Source organism: Streptomyces humicola (assembly GCF_024436035.1).
Taxonomy (GTDB): domain Bacteria; phylum Actinomycetota; class Actinomycetes; order Streptomycetales; family Streptomycetaceae; genus Streptantibioticus_B; species Streptantibioticus_B humicola.
Window position 1 is genome coordinate 72141 of the sequence record NZ_JANFNG010000003.1, and the last position, 16576, is coordinate 88716.

The following is a 16576-nucleotide window of genomic DNA, read 5'->3' on the forward strand; positions in this document are numbered from 1 at the left end:
TCAATCGAGAGGTGGCCTGAACGGGTATCCGGACAGACAGGGGAACCCATGGACGAGGGGCAGGGCGTACCGCGGCGCGGCCGGCTGTTCGCCGGTGCGCTGCTGCTCGCGCTGCTCGCGGGCGGCGTCGGCGGGGTGACCGGCGCATACCTCCAAAGCAGCGGATTCGGCAGCGATATGAGCCTGTCCCAGTCTCCGGCCGGCGCCTCCGCCCGCCCGCCCGGTACCGTCGCCGCGATAGCCGCCGCCCTGCCGAGCGTCGTCTACATCGATGTCAAGGGCGGCGGGGTCGAAGGCAAGGGCACGGGCTTCGTCGCCGACACGGCCGGCCACATCGTCACCAACAACCATGTCGTGGCCCCCGCCGCCTCCGCCGGCGACATCATGGTGACCTTCAACGACGGCACCGTGCACAAGGCGTCCATCGTGGGCCGTGACACGGGCTACGACCTCGCCGTCATCACGGTGCGCGGGGTCTCCTCGCTCAGGCCGCTGCCCCTCGGTGACTCCGACTCCGTACGCGTCGGCGAACCGGTGGTAGCCATCGGTGCCCCGTACGGGCTCGACGCCACCGTCACCTCGGGGATCATCAGCGCCAAGGACCGCCCCATCACGGCAGGCGGCGACGAGGGAGGCGGATCCGACACCTCCTACGTCAACGCGCTGCAGACCGATGCGGCGATCAACCCCGGAAACTCGGGCGGCCCGCTGGTCGACCCGCAGGGACGGGTGGTCGGCATCAACTGCGCCATGCGTTCGGCCGACGGGGGCTTCGGCGGCCCGGGCAGCCAGGGCGGCAGCATAGGGTTGGGCTTCGCCATCCCGGTCAACGAGGCCAAGCGTGTCACCGAGCAGCTGATCGCCACGGGCCGGGCGACCCACCCGGTCATGGGGGTGACCGTCGACATGGGCTACCGCGGCGACGGCGCGCGGATCGCCGCACAGGGCCGTGGCGGCCGCCCCGGGGTCACGCCAGGAGGCCCCGGCGACAAGGCCGGACTCAGCCCGGGCGACGTGATCAAGGCCGTGGACGGTCGGCGTGTCCACAGCGGCAGGGAGCTGATCGCCCGCACCCGCAGCCACCGGCCCGGCGACCACATGACGCTGACCGTCCGGGGCGGCAGCGGCACCCGCACCGTCGACCTGGTGCTCGGCACCGCCGGCGGCAGCTGATCATCGTGCCGCAGCCTGCACATTCCAGCGCGGTACCCTCCCGCCTCGTCTGTGCGGCCGGGTACCGTGGTCTTCTCGGACGTCCCAAGGAGCTGCAACGGTGTTCTTCGACATAGGGCCATTGGAACTGGTCACTATCGTGCTCCTTGCGGTGATCATTTTCGGCCCGGACAAGCTGCCCAAGCTGATCCAGGACGCAAGCCGGATGATCCGCAAGCTCCGCGAGTTCTCCGACAGCGCCCGGGAGGACATCCGCAAGGAGCTCGGCCCGGAGTTCAAGGACTTCGAGTTCGAGGACCTCAACCCCAAGACGTTCGTCCGCAAGAACCTGCTGGACAACGACAGCCTGGGGTTGAAGGACATCCGCAACAGCTTGGACCTCAAAGCCGAGATGGCGGCGGTGACCGACGCCGCCCGCGAGACCGACCGCACGGTGCGCGACGCCGCCTCGGACCGCGCCGTGGGCGCGGCAGGTGCACGAGGCAGCGCCGACGCGTTCGGCACGCAGGAGCCGCTGCGCCCGGGTGAGCGCCCGCCCTTCGACGCCGACGCCACCTGATCCGAACCTGCCTGCTTCGTCCTCGCTCGGTGGATATCCTCACTCAGGTTGACTCAGGTTGGCATTGCGCGCGGGGTGGGGCATGGGCATGGAGGAGGCGCCGCTAGTGGAGACGACGAGCCAGGCCGGGGCGGAGATGGGTGGCTATCTCATGGCGTCTTTCCCCTGGTACGGGCTGGACGACGCGTTCACGGGCCCCCGCTGGCTGATGCAGGTGGGGACGAGCGCCGACGGGACCGTCGAGCACGGTTCGCTCGGCCACGGTGACGTGCCGACGCTCAAGGCGTCGCTGCCCATGGCCGACCCGGCCCCCGACGCCCAGCGTTTCGCCGTCGTCGTCACGCTCGCCCACCGCCCGGTGCGCCGCAGCGCAGACGGCACCGGTGTGCTCGACGCCACCTCCGTCTCCTCGGCGGCCTGGCTGGCGGGTGTCGGGCTGCTCGGCTCGACCTGGCCGCACCGCATAGACCGCAGCCTGCGCCAGGACTGGCTCGAACAGCAGTCCGCGATCGCCTGGGACCTCGCCGACAACGTCGAAGGGCCCGACTGGACGTCGCTGACGCTGCCGGTGGAGGGGGTGCCGACGCCGTTCCAGTACCGCGAGTCCGAGTTCGGCTGGGTGCTGGCAGGGACCGCGCAGGACGCGCACATCGGCGCGTACGGGCGCGGCATGAGCGCCTACGGCCTCGGCTTCTCGGTGATCAAGGACCTCGGCGCCTACGAGGCCTGAGCCCGCAGCCTGCGGGCACCGGGCTCGCCGGAGGTCATCACAACCCGCTCCGGCAAGCCGGTAAGAACGTGTTCCTCAGAACTTGTTCCGAGGGGTGATGCCGAGCGACATCCCCGCCAGACCGCGCTGCCGCCCGCCGAGCTTGCCCGCGATTGCCCGCAGCGCCGCGCCGGCCGGGGACTCCGGATCGGTGAGCACCACCGGCTTGCCCTCGTCGCCGCCCTCGCGCAGCCGCACGTCGATCGGGATCGAGCCGAGCACGGGCACATTGGTGCCGGTCACCTGCGTCAGCCCATCGGCGACCCGCTGGCCGCCGCCTGTGCCGAACACGTCCACGACCTCGTCGCAGTGCGGGCATGGCATCCCGGACATGTTCTCGATCACGCCGACGATCTTCTGGTGGGTCTGCACGGCGATCGAGCCGGCCCGCTCCGCGACCTCCGCGGCGGCCTGCTGAGGCGTCGTCACCACCAGGATCTCCGCGTTCGGTACGAGCTGGGCGACCGAAATCGCGATGTCGCCGGTGCCGGGCGGCAGGTCGAGCAGGAGCACGTCCAGATCGCCCCAGTAGACGTCGGCGAGGAACTGCTGCAACGCGCGGTGGAGCATCGGGCCGCGCCAGACCACCGGCGAGTTGCCCGGCGTGAACATCCCGATCGAGATGACCCGCACGCCGTTCGCCGACGGCGGCATGATCATGTTCTCGACCTGGGTGGGACGCCCGTCGACGCCCAGCATCCGAGGCACCGAGTGGCCGTAGATGTCCGCGTCGACCACACCGACCTTGAGGCCGTCGGCCGCCATCGCGGCGGCCAGGTTCACCGTCACGGAGGACTTGCCGACGCCACCCTTGCCCGAGGCCACCGCGTAGACCCGTGTCAGCGAGCCCGGCTTGGCGAACGGGACCTCCCGCTCGGCCTGCCCGCCGCGCAGCGAGGCGGCAAGCTCGCGCCGCTGCTCGTCGCTCATCACATCGAGGGTCACCTCGACGCCCGTCACACCGGGCACCTTCGAGACGGCCGCGGTGACCTCGCGGGTGATCGTCTCACGCAGTGGACAACCGGACACGGTGAGATACACCTCGACCCGGACCGCGCCGCCGTCTGCGACCTCGACGGATTTGACCATGCCGAGGTCGGTGATGGGGCGGTGGATCTCCGGGTCGTTCACCGTCGCGAGCGCTGCGCGCACCGCATCGGTGTCGGGGACGGTGCCGTACGTGTCGGTAGCCATGTCCCGATGGTACGGCGACGGTCCGCAGGTTACGGGCGGGGTCCGCCGTCTCGTTGGTCACGTACGGCGTCCACGGCCTCCTCGTGCGCGGGCAGCCCGTCGCGCAGCTCGGCGCGCAGCTGGGCGTACTGCCGTTCCTCCAGCTCCTTGAGCATGTCCTGCAGCTCGGAGCGTATCCAGTCGCGCGTCGCCACCTCGCCCAGATTCATCCGAAGACCCGCGATCTCGCGGGTCAGATACTCGGTGTCGGCGATGCTGCGCTCGTTCTGCCTGCGGTCGCGGTCCAGATTGACCCGGTCCCGGTCGTCCTGGCGGTTCTGCGCCAGCAGGATCAGCGGAGCGGCATAGGCGGCCTGCAGCGACAGACCCAGGTTCATGAAGATGAACGGGTACTGGTCGAAGCGCAGGGAGGGCGGGGCCGAGGTATTCCACACCACCCAGGTGATCAGGACGACCGTCATCCACACCAGGAACCGGCCGGTGCCGAGGAAGCGCGCGACACGCTCAGACAGCCGCCCGAACGCCTCGGGATCGTAGGCAGACAGCAGGCTGCGGCTCTGCGAGCGCGGCACGTCGAGCCGCGTACGCGCCCTGGTGAGCGTCCTCTCAGTGGCCATTCGCGCCCTCCCCTCGAACAGGAACCGGAACAGGAACCGGCACAGGAACCGGAACCTGAGCCGGCTCGCGGTGCGCCGATTCGCGCCAGTCGTCCGGCAGTAGATGGTCGAGTACGTCGTCGACCGTCACCGCGCCGAGCAGAGCTCCGCTCTCGTCGACGACGGGCGCGGCGACCATGTTGTAGGTCGCCAGGTAGCTGGTGACCGCCGGCAGCGGCGTATCGGGCGGCAGCGGCCGCAGATCGGTGTCGACGATGGAGCCGACGAGGGTGAACGGCGGGTCGCGCAGCAGCCGTTGGAAGTGGACCAGGCCCAGGTACTTGCCGGTGGGCGTCTCCTCGGGCGGGCGGCAGACATAAACCTGGGCGGCGAGCGCAGGGGAGAGGTCCTCCTTGCGGACGCGGGCGAGGGCGTCCGCAACGGTGGCGTCGGGGCGCAGCACGATCGGGTCGGTGGTCATCAGACCGCCCGCCGTGCGCTCCTCGTACGACAGCAGTCGGCGCAGAGGCTCCGCGTCGTGCGGCTGCATCAGCGCGAGCAGCCGCTCCTTGTCGCTCTCGGGAAGTTCGGAGAGGAGGTCGGCGGCGTCGTCCGGGTCCATCGCCTCCAGCACGTCGGCGGCGCGCTCCTCGGCGAGCTTGCCGAAGATCTCCACCTGGTCGTCCTCCGGGAGCTCCTCGAGGACGTCGGCGAGGCGGTCGTCGTCGAGCGCCGCCGCCACCTCGGCGCGGCGCTTCGCCGACAGGTGGTGCAGCACGTTGGCGAGGTCGGCGGGGCGCAGCTGCTCGAAGGTGGCCAGCAGGGACTCGGCGCCCTGTTCGTGCTCGACGACGGAGAAGCCCATGACCGCCGACCAGTCGACGGTGAGCGTCTCTCCCCGGCGCCGCAGCGGCCCGCCGCGTCCCTGGCGGCCGCGGCGGACGAAGACCTTGTCGATCTCCCAGTCGCGGCGGGCCGGCAGCTGGACCATGGACACATCCAGCACCGTCACCTCCTCGCCGTCGCCCTGCCCCGGCGCCTGCCCCTGCTCCTCGCCCGGGATGTCGATGAGACGCACGCGCCGGTCGAGGAGCTCGCCGAGGACCAGGGTCTCGGCGGCGCGCTGCTCGAAGCGCCGCAGATTGACCACGCCGGTGGTGATGACCTGCCCGGACTCCAGACTCGTCACGCGGGTCATCGGCACGAAGATCCGGCGCCTGCTGACCACCTCGACCACGAGCCCGAGCACGCGCGGCGGCCTGCTGCCGGTGCGCAGCATGACGACGACGTCGCGCACCCGGCCGACCTGATCACCATTGGGGTCGAACACCGCCACACCAGACAGGTGCGAGATGAAGACCCTAGGCGTCCCTGCGGCCATGCCGAGCCTCCCATGATCCGGTGGTCTGCTGATACGGCTGATAACGCGGTGCTGGCGGTGATACGACGGGAAGTAATGAAGACCGGAGGCCAAGCGTAGTGGCGCTGCGCCCTCAGCCCTTCCGTGACCTCCGTCGCAGCAGCAGCCTGGGCAGCCCGGCCGGGATCGGCCGCCGCGTGGTGGCCGTGGTCGGTACGGGTACGGCGGCGCCGCCGCCGTCGGGCATCGCTCCGGGTTTCTCGGTCACGGGACCGGTCGGTTCGAGCCGCAGCACCCGGCACTCGCGCGCCCAGCGCTCGGGCATCGTCTCGGCGTCGGGGGCGTTGAGCCGCTTGCCCTTCAGCTCGTCGACGGCGGACTGCCACGCCTCGCTGTGCGGCGCGAGCTCCGTGATCCGGGCCTGGAAGGCGACGAGCCGTCCCCACTTGTCCTTGCTGCGGACGGTCACGGTGGCCGTCCCGCCGTCGGCGAGCCCGCGCAGCGGCTGCTCGCCCGGCCCGCCGCCGACGAGGCACACGGCGCCGTCATGCCACACGTGCCACAACGGCACCGCAGGGCCCTCGGCCCCCTGCACCCACACCAGCCCGGACTTCTTCGCGGCCTCCTCGACGAGGGCGCGCTCCAGCAGGCGAGGGTCCATGGTGTCCGTCATGGGGGAAGCCTATGCGGCCGTCCGGGGAATTCCCCCATTCGCCCGGAAGGACAGCTGTAACGGCTTGACACACGCCTTACGTTGGAGCCATCCCCTCATCTCATCGATCCCGGAAGGATCGCCGTGCCTCCCGCGCCGCGTGCCACGCCCGGTCGTCCCGCCCATGCCTCACCGGCACGGGCCGCGGCCGGCCGCGGCCCGCAGGCGGCGCCTGCCCACCGCATGGATCTGCTGCTGCTCGCCGTCGCGGTCTCCGGGATCTCGTTCTCCGCGCCGCTCATCGCAGCGACCGCCGCGCCCGCGCTCGCCATCGCCTTCTGGCGCAACGCCATCGCGGTGGGCGCGCTGAGCCCGTTCGCCCTGCTGCGCCACCGCGCCGAGGTGCGCCGGATGGGACGGCGCGCGGTGCTGCTCTCCGCAGCCGCCGGTGCGGTGCTGGCCCTGCACTTCGGGCTGTGGCTGCCGAGCCTGTCGATGACCTCCGTCGCCTCCTCGACCGCTCTGGTGACCACCACGCCGATCTGGACGACGCTGATCCTGCGGCTGCGCGGGCAGCGTCGTCCCGCGCTGGTGTGGGCGGGAAGCGCGCTGGCGATCCTCGGCGTGGTGATGATCTCCGGCGTCGACCTGTCGATGTCGCCGCGAGCGCTCCTCGGCGACGCACTGGCGCTCGGCGCGGGGATCGCGGCCGCCGGGTACGTGCTGATCGGCGCGGAGGTACGGCGCACGGTGAGCACGACCGCGTACACCTACGTCTGCTACTCGACGACCTCGCTGGTGCTGCTCGTCGCCTGCCTGCTCTCCGGCGCCTCGCTCGGTTCCGGGTACGACGCGCAGACCTGGCTCAAGCTCGTCGCCCTCACCGTCGCCGCGCAGCTGCTCGGGCACTCGCTGATCAACCGCGTGGTGCACGGACTCGGCCCGTCCGTCACCTCCACCGCGATCCTGCTGGAGACGCCGGGTGCCGCGCTGGTCGCCGCTGTGTGGCTGGGCCAGCGGCCGCCGGCCGCTACCTATCCGGCGCTGCTGGTGATTCTCGCCGGGCTCGCCATGGTGATCCTCTCCGACCGCCGCGGCAAGCAGGGCTGACCACGCGATCTATGCTCAGCCCATGGACGATGTGCTGGAGTTGACGGAGGCGCGGCTGCGTACGGCGTTCGGCGAACCGGATGCGCGCGCCGCGGTAACCTTCCTCGGCGCCGAGCGCATCGAGGTCCTGCGTTTCGTCGACGCCGAGAACGAGACGCTGCGCTACGCCACGCTCGGCATGTCCCGCCGGCCGATGACCGACCCGAACGAGCTCGTCGCCGAACCGGTGCGCGGTCCGCGCGCCGAACTCGTCCTGTCCGTACGGGCGGGCCATGCGGAGACCGACAAGGCGCTGCGGCCGCTCGCCGTGCTCGCCGCATCCCCGCAGGTCGAGGGCGTGGTCGTGGCTCCGGGCGCCTCCCTCGACCTGGGCGGGCCGCTGTGGCCGGGCGCGCCCTTCCCGGCGGTGCTCGTCGCCGAGCCGGGAGGCCTCGTCGAGGACCTGGAGCTGGACCCGCCGATGGACCCGGTGCGCTTCTTCCCGCTGCTGCCGATGACGGCGAACGAGGCGGCATGGAAGCGGGCGCGGGGCGCGGCCGCGCTCCAGGAGCGCTGGCTGCGGATGGGCACGGACCTGCGCGACCCCTTCCGCGGATCGGTCCCACTCGTCGACTGACGCCACTGGCGTTGCTCGAGGGCCTATGACGCCACAACCGACCCGCTGCGTACGGGTGATCGTCCTTGACGCGGGCCCGGCGGACGAGGACCGTGGAGCGCTATGAGGGGCGAACCCAGTTGCCCGAAGTGCGGTGGCCGGGTACGGGCGCCCGGCCTCTTCGCCGATTCCTGGCAGTGCGACGTGCACGGCACCGTGTACCCGCTGCAGCCGGTGGTACCGCCGAGCGTCGAGGCGCTCGGCGTGGTCGTGAACCGCTCGCACGTGCCGGTGTGGATGCTGTGGCCGCTGCCGGTCGGCTGGCTGTTCACCGGCGTCGCATCGGCCGGTGACGACCGCAGCGGAGGCCGGGCCACCGCCGTCGCCTGCTCCGGTCCGGGGCCGCTCGGCGGCCCCGGCGAGCTGCTGATCGTCGCCGAGGAGCTCGGCGTGGGCCTCGGCGCACGGTATGCCGGCATCCCCGGACCCGATCCGGGGCCGCAGATGTGCGTCAACAAGCCTCCGGACGCCAAGGTGTTGGCCGCAGGCCGCCCCACCCCGCTGTGGCACGTCGCCAACGTCCCCTCCGACCGTGCCGTCTTCGCGGGCGAGGCGCGCGGGTTGTGGCTGTGGGCGATCATCTGGCCGGAGCAGTCCGGGTTGTTGCTCTACGACGAGCTGATACTGACCGATCTGCGGGAGGCTGGCGCGGAGGTCGACCTGCTGCCGTGCGGTGCGCTCTCGCCCCGCCTGCTCCAGTGATGCCCCCGTCCGTCGCCTGGGACTGTGAGGGTCTTCGCGGCCGTTATCCTTGACTTTCGACTGTCGTGATCGAGACCAGACGAGAGCAGAGGGGAGTCCGAGCCGTGCGCATCGACCTGCATACGCACTCCACGGCGTCGGACGGTACGGACACCCCTGCGGAGCTGGTCCGGAACGCGGCACGCGCCGGACTCGACGTCGTCGCCCTCACCGACCACGACACCGTCGCCGGGCACGCGGAGGCGGCAGCGGCGCTGCGGCAGCTCGGCGCCCCGCTGACGCTGGTCCCGGGGGCGGAGCTCTCGTGCCGTCTCGCCGGTACGAGCCTGCACATGCTGGCGTATCTCTTCGACCCGGACGAGCCGGAGTTCGCGCGTGAACGCGAGCTCGTGCGGGACGACCGGGTGCCGCGCGCCCGGGGCATGGTGGCCAAGCTGCGGGAGCTGGGCGTTCCGATCACGTGGGAGCAGGTCGCACGGATCGCCGACGGCGGCGCGGTGGGAAGGCCGCATGTGGCCAGCGCGCTGGTGGAGCTCGGCGTGGTGGAGACTGTCTCCGACGCGTTCACGCAGGCGTGGCTCGCCGACGGCGGCCGGGCGTACGTGGAGAAGCACGAGCTGGACCCGTTCGAGGCGATCCGTCTGGTCAAGGGTGCCGGCGGAGTCTCCGTCTTCGCGCACCCGGCCGCCGTCAAGCGCGGCGAGACCGTGCCGGAGACGGCGATCGCCGAACTTGCCGCCGCCGGGCTCGACGGCATCGAGGTCGACCACATGGACCACGACGAGGAGACCCGCGTCCGGCTGCGCGGCCTCGCCGGCGACCTCGGGCTGCTGACCACCGGCTCCAGCGACTACCACGGCAGCCGCAAGGAGTGCCGGCTCGGGGAGTACACCACTGACCCCGAGGTCTACCGCGAGATCTCGCGCCGCGCGACCGGGGCCGTCCCGATCACCGCCATTTAGCGCGCCGCACGAGCGCGCACCCGGCACGTCTCCGGGGTCCTGCGCTGCCGTGCCGGCGTGCTGCGTGCTTCGCCCCTGTCCCTGTCTGTCCTTGTCTGTCCTTGTTTGTCCTCCCCCAACCGCTCCCTTCCGCCGAAAGCGCTCATTCACCATGTTCGACGTCACCCTCTTCGGGTCCGTGTTCGTCACACTGTTCGTGATCATGGACCCGCCGGGCATCACCCCGATCTTCATCGCCCTCACCTCGGGGCGGGCCACCAAGGTGCAGCGCAGAATGGCGCTCCAAGCGGTGCTGGTCGCCTTCGGCGTCATCGCCGTTTTCGCCGTCTGCGGCCAGCAGATCCTCGACTATCTGCATGTCTCGGTGCCGGCGCTGCGGATCGCCGGCGGTCTGCTGTTGCTGCTGATCGCCCTCGATCTGCTGACGGGGAAGGCGGACGAGCCGACGCAGACCAAGGACGTCAACGTGGCGCTCGTGCCGCTCGGCATGCCGCTGCTCGCCGGGCCGGGTGCGATCGTCACGGTGATTCTCGCGGTGCAGCACGCGCAGGGCGCGGGCCAGCAGATATCGGTGTGGGCGGCGATCGTCGCGATGCACGTGGTGCTGTGGCTGACGATGCGCTATTCGCTGGCGATCATCAGGCTGATCAAGGACGGGGGTGTGGTGCTGGTGACCAGGCTCTCCGGCATGCTGCTCTCCGCGATCGCCGTGCAGCAGGTGGCCAACGGCGTGATGGGCTTCGTCCACGGCGGCTCGTGAGCGGGGCGTGAGCATGCCGTGAGCGGTTCGTGATACGTCGAGCGCCCCGTACGTCGCTGTACGGGGCGCTGTGCGTCGTCGCCGGATCAGGGCCGTGGGTGGCCCGTCGGAGTCACTCTGCAGGGCGGATGTAAAGGCGCTCGCCGGTGGCCGCGGCCTGCTGAACGATCTTCTTGACGGAGGCGGCGTCCACGACGGTGCTGTCGATGGCGATGCCGTCGACGTCGTCGAGTCGCATGATCTCGAAGCGCATGGGGCGTCTCCCTTCGTCGGTTCTGTACTGGTCAACGGCTGAACCGACGAAAACATTCCCTACGCTAAGGAAATTTTTTCTCTGTCTAAACGTGTAACGACTATGTTACCGGCTTGTTCCCCAGAAGTTGTCGAGCACTGCCGCGGTCGCCTCCGGCTGCTCGGCGTTGGGCGAGTGCTCGGCGCCCCCGATCACCTCACGACGTGCGGAGAGCTCCTCGGCCATCGAGTCCAGCCACGGCGTGGGCCATGCGTAGTCCACCTCCCCGGACATCACCAGCTTCGGCAGCACCACGGCCGCCAGCTCGGCGACGCGATCCGGCTCCGACACCAGCTGACGGCCGGTGGCCGTCAGCTGCTCGGGTACGGTCGCAAGCCAACGCCGGTGCAGGAACTCGTCGATGGCATCCGGCGAGGTGCGGGTGTCCAGGTCCTCGGCGTCGAGCCGGCGCATCTGCTGCCACACGCTCTCCATGTCGTTGCCGTTCGCGGCGAGCGCGTCGGTCAGGAGCTGCGTACGGACCTGCTGGCTCGCGTCGATTGCCGCCGGACCGGAGCTCATCAGCGTCAACGAGGCCCAGAGCGAGGCATCATGAGCGGCATCCCGAAGGACGGCGGCACGGGCGACGAGCCCGCCGAACGAATGCCCCAGAAGGTGGACCGGCCCGCCGTCGCCGACGGCTTCCGCCTGCGCGATGACATCCGCGGCCAACTCGGCCTGGGCATAGGCCTTCTCGTCGTGCGGCCCCTCACTCTCGTACTGGCCGCGGCCGTCGATGGCGACGACGCGCCACCCGGCGTCGGCAAGCGGCTCCAGCAGCGCAATGAAGTCCTCCTTGCTGCCGGTGAATCCGGGCACGAGCAGCGCGGTGCCGCGGAGCGGCCGGCCGGCATCGAGGACTGCGAACGCCCCGCGGGAGGTCTCCAACGCATAGGCAAGCGCGGCGTCCGGCAGGACAAGCGTGGGGGGTCGGCTCATGGCCCGAGCGTACGACGCACCCGGGCCGCGCGGTTGCGCGGCCCGTGACCCGGCGTCGGCGGCGGGTCAGCTCTCCGGGATGTCGGCGGAGGAGCGGCGAGTGCGGCGGCGACGACGGGGCTTGGCGGGCTCGTCGGACGTCGCCGCGGGGTTCGGGGCTGTGTCGGCCGCGGCAGCGTCGGCCGGGACGCCGGCGCGGGTGCGGCGGCGCCGGCGCGGGGCCGCCGCCTTCGGTGCGTCGGCCTCGGCCTGGGCTTCGGCTGCCGCGGGCTCGGCCGCGGACTCAGGCTGCTCCGGGGCGTCGACCGGCTTGCCGGCGCGCGTGCGACGACGTGGGCGCTGGCGCTTGGGGCGCTCCGAACGCTCCGAACGCTCGGAACGCTCCGGGGCGGCGGAGCGGCGGCGGCCGCCCGTCTCGCCCAGGTCTTCGATCTCCTCGGCCGCAAGACCCGCACGCGTGCGCTCCGCGCGCGGAAGCACACCCGTCGTCCCTTCCGGGATGCCCAGCAGCTCGTAGAGGTGGTCGGAGGTCGAGTACGTCTCCTCCGGCTCGTTGAACGGCAGGTCGAGCGCCTTGTTGATCAGCTGCCAGCGCGGGATGTCGTCCCAGTCGACGAGTGTGACGGCCGTACCCGAGGCGCCTGCGCGGCCGGTGCGGCCGACGCGGTGCAGGTAGGTCTTCTCGTCCTCCGGGGACTGGTAGTTGATCACGTGCGTGACGCCGTCGACGTCGATGCCGCGCGCCGCGACGTCCGTGCAGACGAGCACGTCCACCTTGCCGTTGCGGAACGCCCGCAGAGCCTGCTCGCGCGCGCTCTGGCCCAGGTCGCCGTGGACGGCGCCCGCCGCGAAGCCGCGATGGGAGAGCTGGTCGGCGATGTCGGCCGCCGTCCGCTTCGTACGGCAGAAGATCATCGCGAGGCCGCGGCCCTCCGCCTGCAGAATGCGGGAGACGACCTCCGGCTTGTCGAGCGAGTGCGCACGGAAGACGTGCTGCGTGATGTTGGCGACGGTCGCGCCCTCGTCGTCCGGGGCGGTCGCCCGGATGTGGGTGGGCTGCGACAGGTAGCGGCGCGCGAGCGAGATGACCTGGCCCGGCATGGTCGCCGAGAACAGCATGGTCTGCCGCTTGGCCGGCAGCATTTCGATGATCTTCTCGACGTCGGGCAGGAAGCCGAGGTCGAGCATCTCGTCGGCCTCGTCGAGCACGAGCACCCGCACCGCCTTCAGGCTCAGCTTGCGCTGGCCGGCGAGGTCGAGCAGGCGGCCCGGGGTGCCGACGACGACGTCGACGCCCCTCTTCAGCGCCTCGACCTGCGGCTCGTACGCACGGCCGCCGTAGATCGCGGCGACCCGCACATTGCGGACCTTGCCGGCGGTCAGCAGGTCGTTGGTGACCTGCTGGCACAGCTCGCGGGTGGGGACGACGACGAGCGCCTGAGGGGTGTCGCAGAGCTCTTCGGGCTGCGCGCGGCCGGCCTCGACATCGGCGGGGACGGTGACGCGTTCGAGGAGCGGGATGCCGAAACCGAGCGTCTTGCCGGTTCCGGTCTTGGCCTGGCCGATGACGTCGTTGCCGGGCAGTGCGACCGGCAGCGTCATCTCCTGGATCGGGAACGGTGTGGTGATGCCGACTGCCTCAAGGGCCTCGGCGGTCTCGGGGAGAATCCCCAGGTCGCGGAAGGTCGTTGTGGACAGGATGCTTGCCTCTTCCATTCGCGCGGCACTGTGTGGTGAGGGGGGTCGAGCATCCGTTGTCTCATCGGGTGCTGACCGCGCCGTGGGGAGTCGTACGGCCGCGGGATTCCCCTCCCCCATAGCCCTTCGGGCATGAGAGGTGCCCCCTCCAAAGGCCAGGGGAGGCCGAGAAGCGCGGGACCGCAGCCCTCACGTGTGCCGCGAGCGGGCCCCTCCCACCGGGGGGTGGGGAGGGTGGTCGGTTCGGAGCCGATCGGGCCACCGACCGGGCATCCGCATTCGTGCGATGACCCGCCAGGATCTGGCAGGTCCTTTATCACTGTACCCCGGAATCGCGCAGCCAAGTCCGAATCGTTGTTTCAGCACCTTTACGAGGGCATCGAGCCCACCCTCGCCCAGGACGTCCGCAAGATGTCCGTAAGACGTCCGCAGGACATCACGGCAGGCCACCGGCGGGCTATTGTGCCCAGCATGGAGACGCCTGACGAGACCAACGCCAACGCCACCACCGACGCCGCCGGCGCTGCCACGAACGGCATCGCCGCCCAGGACTGGGCCACCGCCTCCGCGGACCCGCACTACCGGGCCGCCGTCGTCGATCTGCTGGGTGCGCTGGCGTACGGGGAGCTGGCCGCGTTCGAGCGGCTGGCGGAGGACGCCAAGCTCGCACCGACCCTCGCCGACAAGGCGGAGCTGGCCGCGATGGCATCCGCAGAGTTCGGCCACTTCGAGCGGCTGCGCGACCGGCTCGCCGACATCGGTGAGGACCCGACGTCCGCCATGGAGCCCTTCGCGACCGCACTGGACGAGTTCCACCGTCAGACTGCGCCGTCCGACTGGCTGGAGGGCCTGGTCAAGGCGTACGTCGGCGACTCGATCGCCAGCGACTTCTACCGCGAGGTCGCGGTGCGGCTGGACTCGGACACCCGGGGCCTGGTGCTCGCGGTACTCGACGACACCGGGCACGCCAGCTTCGCGGTGGAGAAGGTACGCGCGGCGATCGAGGCCGAGCCGAGGGTCGGAGGGCGGCTCGCGCTGTGGGCGCGGCGGCTGATGGGCGAGGCGCTGTCCCAGGCCCAGCGGGTCGTCGCTGAGCGCGACGCGCTGTCGACGATGCTCGTGGGCGGGGTCGCGGACGGCTTCGATCTCGCGGAGGTCGGGCGGATGTTCACCCGGATCACGGAGGCGCACACCAAGCGGATGGCTGCGCTCGGCCTCGCTGCCTAGTCAGACCACGCGCGGGGTGCGTGATCGGCGCGGTGCGGGGGCCCGGACGAGGAGGGAGAGGATCGCCGCGCCGACCGCCAGGGCGGCGACGAGCGTGACGGGAATGTGCCCGGGGCCCAGGATGATGCGGGTGATCAGGCCGCCGACCAGGCCTGCCGAGGGGCCCGTGGCGAGGACCATCGTGCGGGACGGGAAGCGGCGTGGCAGCCAGCGCAGTGCCGCCCAGGCAGCGGCCAGTCCCACGAGCGCGCTGCCGAGTGCTTCCCAGATCATCGCGATCCCTCCCGCAGCGGTGAAAATCAGACGTCTCCGGTCCTACCCACTTCACGGCGGTTTGCAAACGGAAGGCGGCGGCCGTCCCGGATTCTCACCGGGACGGCCGCCGCCTTCTTCAGTGCTCGGATGTCTCAGAGCGTTCCGAAGCCCACCTTGTGCTTGGTCGGCTCGCCGATCTCGACGTACGCCAGCCGGTCGGCGGGCACCAGGATCTTGCGGCCCCGGTCGTCGGTCAGGCTGAGCAGCTTCGCGGCGCCGGAGAGAGCCGCGGAAACGGCCTGCTCGATCTCCTCGGCCGACTGCTCGCTCTCGATGTTGATCTCGCGCGGCGCATTCTGCACGCCGATCTTGACCTCCACGGCTGTTTCCCTCCGATGGTCTGCCGATGGGCGCTTCAGGTCGCGCCGTACGCGGCCCACATTAGTCGCAGGTCGGGCCGGCGTCTGTGCTGGCCCGCCTCAGTGCTGGCCCTGCTGGCCTTCGCCGCCGTGCAGAGGGAAGCCCGCGATACCGCGCCAGGCGAGCGAGGTGAGCAGCTGCACCGCCTCCTCGCGCGGGATCGAGCCGCCCGAGGAGAGCCAGTAGCGCGCCACCACCTGCGAGACGCCGCCGAGGCCGACGGCGAGCAGCATCGACTGCTCCCTGGGCAGGCCGGTGTCCTCGGCGATCACCTCGCTGATCGCCTCCGCGCAGTCGAGCGCGACCTTGTCGACCCGCTCGCGCACCGCCGTCTCGTTGGTCAGGTCGGACTCGAAGACGAGGCGGAAGGCGCCGCCCTCGTCCTCGACGTACGCGAAGTAGGCGTGCATCGTGGCCTCGACGCGCTTCTTGTTGTCCGTCGTGGACGCGAGCGCGGTGCGGACCGCGTGCAGCAGGGCCTCGCAGTGCTGGTCGAGCAGGGCGAGATAGAGCTCCAGCTTCCCGGGGAAGTGCTGGTAGAGCACCGGCTTGCTGACGCCGGCGCGCTCGGCGATGTCGTCCATGGCGGCCGCGTGGTAGCCCTGTGCGACGAACACTTCCTGCGCGGCGCCCAGAAGCTGGTTACGGCGGGCACGGCGCGGCAGACGCGTCCCGCGCGGGCGCGCCTCTGTCTGCTCGATGGCTGTCACGCCGCCTCCCAATGCTGGCTATGGCTTCGGCTTGCTTACCGGATGGCTTGCGTATCCCCGGCATCCCCCGGCACTCGCGGCGCTGCGATGCGAGTGATGCGTACGCCATCGTACTTTTCGGTAACCGACCTGTGCGTGGCGCTGCCCCAGAATCTCACCAAGTGGATTTTGTGAGAAGCCGACAATGCCCCACTTTGTGCACCGATGACGGCTACCAGCGGTAGTCGTCCTCGTCCAGTGGAACCGTCCGGTGCTGCTCGGCGGCGTCGGCCGGATTGGCCTCGTCCGGGGTCTCCTCGATGGTTTCGAGGGCCGCGCCCTCGTCATCCACCAGCTCGAACTGTTGCTCCGCGGCATCGGCCTCGTTCGCCTCGGGCTCTACGTCGGACATGGCGCCTCCCTTTCACTGACGAGCGTAGGAGAGCCGGGCGGGGAACGCACCGTGGTGGAGCTGTTGACCTGCGCAGGATCTGTGTCTTTCGGCGGTCGCCCTGGCAGTTGCCGCGGCATTGCGCGGCGTGCGGCGTGCGGCACAGGCGGTGT

Annotated in this window: 20 protein-coding genes; 9 read left to right on the forward strand and 11 right to left on the reverse strand. The window is 70.9% G+C overall.

Features of this window, described 5'->3' with window-relative positions; translation table 11 throughout:
* Positions 1-48 precede the first annotated feature (48 nt).
* From NGB36_RS06340 to NGB36_RS06350, 3 genes are all read left to right on the forward strand, one after another.
* Positions 49-1173: a S1C family serine protease gene (locus tag NGB36_RS06340; protein WP_308288807.1), complete on the forward strand. Its 1125-nt coding sequence runs from the start codon at positions 49-51 to the stop codon at positions 1171-1173.
* Positions 1174-1273: 100 nt separating this feature from the next.
* The gene (locus tag NGB36_RS06345) at positions 1274-1732 is read left to right on the forward strand and encodes a sec-independent translocase (RefSeq protein WP_255919101.1); all 459 of its coding nucleotides are present in this window, start codon (positions 1274-1276) and stop codon (positions 1730-1732) included.
* 106 nt (positions 1733-1838) lie between these two features.
* Positions 1839-2462: a hypothetical protein gene (locus NGB36_RS06350; RefSeq protein WP_372509383.1), complete on the forward strand. Its 624-nt coding sequence runs from the start codon at positions 1839-1841 to the stop codon at positions 2460-2462.
* A 75-nt stretch (positions 2463-2537) separates the two neighbouring features.
* On the opposite strand, the gene NGB36_RS06355 is transcribed toward NGB36_RS06350, so the two are convergent.
* From NGB36_RS06355 to NGB36_RS06370, 4 genes are all read right to left on the reverse strand, one after another.
* Positions 2538-3695: an Mrp/NBP35 family ATP-binding protein gene (locus NGB36_RS06355; protein ID WP_255919102.1), complete on the reverse strand. Its 1158-nt coding sequence runs from the start codon at positions 3693-3695 to the stop codon at positions 2538-2540.
* 29 nt (positions 3696-3724) lie between these two features.
* Positions 3725-4312, reverse strand: a complete 588-nt coding sequence (locus NGB36_RS06360) for a DUF1003 domain-containing protein (protein ID WP_255919103.1) — start codon at positions 4310-4312, stop codon at positions 3725-3727.
* Entirely contained in the window at positions 4302-5672 is a 1371-nt protein-coding gene (locus NGB36_RS06365) for a magnesium transporter MgtE N-terminal domain-containing protein (protein ID WP_255919104.1), read from the reverse strand. Before NGB36_RS06365 ends, NGB36_RS06360 begins: the two co-directional genes overlap by 11 nt.
* 112 nt (positions 5673-5784) lie before the next feature.
* Positions 5785-6324 carry a hypothetical protein gene (locus NGB36_RS06370; RefSeq protein ID WP_255919105.1) on the reverse strand — a complete coding sequence of 180 codons (540 nt, stop codon included), beginning with the start codon at positions 6322-6324 and terminating at the stop codon, positions 5785-5787.
* A 222-nt stretch (positions 6325-6546) separates the two neighbouring features.
* Between NGB36_RS06370 and NGB36_RS06375 the strand changes: the two genes are divergently transcribed.
* The 5 genes from NGB36_RS06375 (at position 6547) to NGB36_RS06395 (ending at position 10492) form a co-directional block, all read left to right on the forward strand.
* Positions 6547-7413 (forward strand): DMT family transporter, encoded by an 867-nt coding sequence (locus NGB36_RS06375; RefSeq protein ID WP_255919382.1) that lies wholly within the window; start codon positions 6547-6549, stop codon positions 7411-7413.
* Between the two features lie 22 nt (positions 7414-7435).
* The gene (locus tag NGB36_RS06380) at positions 7436-8029 is read left to right on the forward strand and encodes a suppressor of fused domain protein (protein ID WP_255919106.1); all 594 of its coding nucleotides are present in this window, start codon (positions 7436-7438) and stop codon (positions 8027-8029) included.
* 102 nt (positions 8030-8131) lie between these two features.
* Positions 8132-8770 (forward strand): DUF6758 family protein, encoded by a 639-nt coding sequence (locus NGB36_RS06385; protein ID WP_255919107.1) that lies wholly within the window; start codon positions 8132-8134, stop codon positions 8768-8770.
* 104 nt (positions 8771-8874) lie between these two features.
* Positions 8875-9732, forward strand: a complete 858-nt coding sequence (locus NGB36_RS06390) for a PHP domain-containing protein (RefSeq protein ID WP_255919108.1) — start codon at positions 8875-8877, stop codon at positions 9730-9732.
* A gap of 151 nt (positions 9733-9883) precedes the next feature.
* Positions 9884-10492 (forward strand): MarC family protein, encoded by a 609-nt coding sequence (locus tag NGB36_RS06395; protein ID WP_255919109.1) that lies wholly within the window; start codon positions 9884-9886, stop codon positions 10490-10492.
* Positions 10493-10604: 112 nt separating this feature from the next.
* On the opposite strand, the gene NGB36_RS06400 is transcribed toward NGB36_RS06395, so the two are convergent.
* The 3 genes from NGB36_RS06400 to NGB36_RS06410 all read right to left on the reverse strand — a co-directional run bounded on the left by NGB36_RS06400 (position 10605) and on the right by NGB36_RS06410 (position 13541).
* Entirely contained in the window at positions 10605-10745 is a 141-nt protein-coding gene (locus tag NGB36_RS06400; protein ID WP_255919110.1) for a DUF8834 family protein, read from the reverse strand.
* A gap of 105 nt (positions 10746-10850) precedes the next feature.
* Positions 10851-11723 (reverse strand): alpha/beta fold hydrolase, encoded by an 873-nt coding sequence (locus NGB36_RS06405; protein ID WP_255919111.1) that lies wholly within the window; start codon positions 11721-11723, stop codon positions 10851-10853.
* Between the two features lie 66 nt (positions 11724-11789).
* On the reverse strand, positions 11790-13541 hold the full coding sequence (locus tag NGB36_RS06410) for a DEAD/DEAH box helicase (RefSeq protein ID WP_443740992.1): 1752 nt from the start codon (positions 13539-13541) through the stop codon (positions 11790-11792).
* A gap of 351 nt (positions 13542-13892) precedes the next feature.
* On the opposite strand from NGB36_RS06410, the gene NGB36_RS06415 reads away from it, so the two are divergent.
* Positions 13893-14648, forward strand: coding sequence for a ferritin-like fold-containing protein (locus tag NGB36_RS06415; RefSeq protein WP_255919383.1), 756 nt, complete (start codon positions 13893-13895; stop codon positions 14646-14648).
* On the opposite strand, the gene NGB36_RS06420 is transcribed toward NGB36_RS06415, so the two are convergent.
* The 4 genes from NGB36_RS06420 to NGB36_RS06435 form a co-directional block, all read right to left on the reverse strand.
* Entirely contained in the window at positions 14649-14921 is a 273-nt protein-coding gene (locus tag NGB36_RS06420; protein ID WP_255919113.1) for a hypothetical protein, read from the reverse strand. It abuts the gene before it with no gap.
* A gap of 134 nt (positions 14922-15055) precedes the next feature.
* Positions 15056-15283 carry a DUF3107 domain-containing protein gene (locus tag NGB36_RS06425; RefSeq protein ID WP_255919115.1) on the reverse strand — a complete coding sequence of 76 codons (228 nt, stop codon included), beginning with the start codon at positions 15281-15283 and terminating at the stop codon, positions 15056-15058.
* A gap of 99 nt (positions 15284-15382) precedes the next feature.
* Positions 15383-16033 carry a TetR/AcrR family transcriptional regulator gene (locus tag NGB36_RS06430; protein WP_255919116.1) on the reverse strand — a complete coding sequence of 217 codons (651 nt, stop codon included), beginning with the start codon at positions 16031-16033 and terminating at the stop codon, positions 15383-15385.
* 211 nt (positions 16034-16244) lie between these two features.
* Positions 16245-16424 (reverse strand): Rv3202a family protein, encoded by a 180-nt coding sequence (locus tag NGB36_RS06435; protein WP_255919117.1) that lies wholly within the window; start codon positions 16422-16424, stop codon positions 16245-16247.
* Between the last annotated feature and the right edge of the window lie 152 nt (positions 16425-16576).

Bases quoted from the DNA above. Each gene is read 5' to 3' on its own strand.
- NGB36_RS06340 (WP_308288807.1), top strand. From the start codon at position 49: ATGGACGAGGGGCAGGGCGTACCGCGGCGCGGCCGGCTGTTCGCCGGT.
- NGB36_RS06355 (WP_255919102.1), bottom strand. From the start codon at position 3,695: ATGGCTACCGACACGTACGGCACCGTCCCCGACACCGATGCGGTGCGC.
- NGB36_RS06360 (WP_255919103.1), bottom strand. From the start codon at position 4,312: ATGGCCACTGAGAGGACGCTCACCAGGGCGCGTACGCGGCTCGACGTG.
- NGB36_RS06365 (WP_255919104.1), bottom strand. From the start codon at position 5,672: ATGGCCGCAGGGACGCCTAGGGTCTTCATCTCGCACCTGTCTGGTGTG.
- NGB36_RS06370 (WP_255919105.1), bottom strand. From the start codon at position 6,324: ATGACGGACACCATGGACCCTCGCCTGCTGGAGCGCGCCCTCGTCGAG.
- NGB36_RS06375 (WP_255919382.1), top strand. From the start codon at position 6,547: ATGGATCTGCTGCTGCTCGCCGTCGCGGTCTCCGGGATCTCGTTCTCC.
- NGB36_RS06380 (WP_255919106.1), top strand. From the start codon at position 7,436: ATGGACGATGTGCTGGAGTTGACGGAGGCGCGGCTGCGTACGGCGTTC.
- NGB36_RS06385 (WP_255919107.1), top strand. From the start codon at position 8,132: ATGAGGGGCGAACCCAGTTGCCCGAAGTGCGGTGGCCGGGTACGGGCG.
- NGB36_RS06395 (WP_255919109.1), top strand. From the start codon at position 9,884: ATGTTCGACGTCACCCTCTTCGGGTCCGTGTTCGTCACACTGTTCGTG.
- NGB36_RS06400 (WP_255919110.1), bottom strand. From the start codon at position 10,745: ATGCGCTTCGAGATCATGCGACTCGACGACGTCGACGGCATCGCCATC.
- NGB36_RS06405 (WP_255919111.1), bottom strand. From the start codon at position 11,723: ATGAGCCGACCCCCCACGCTTGTCCTGCCGGACGCCGCGCTTGCCTAT.
- NGB36_RS06410 (WP_443740992.1), bottom strand. From the start codon at position 13,541: ATGGGGGAGGGGAATCCCGCGGCCGTACGACTCCCCACGGCGCGGTCA.
- NGB36_RS06415 (WP_255919383.1), top strand. From the start codon at position 13,893: ATGGAGACGCCTGACGAGACCAACGCCAACGCCACCACCGACGCCGCC.
- NGB36_RS06420 (WP_255919113.1), bottom strand. From the start codon at position 14,921: ATGATCTGGGAAGCACTCGGCAGCGCGCTCGTGGGACTGGCCGCTGCC.
- NGB36_RS06435 (WP_255919117.1), bottom strand. From the start codon at position 16,424: ATGTCCGACGTAGAGCCCGAGGCGAACGAGGCCGATGCCGCGGAGCAA.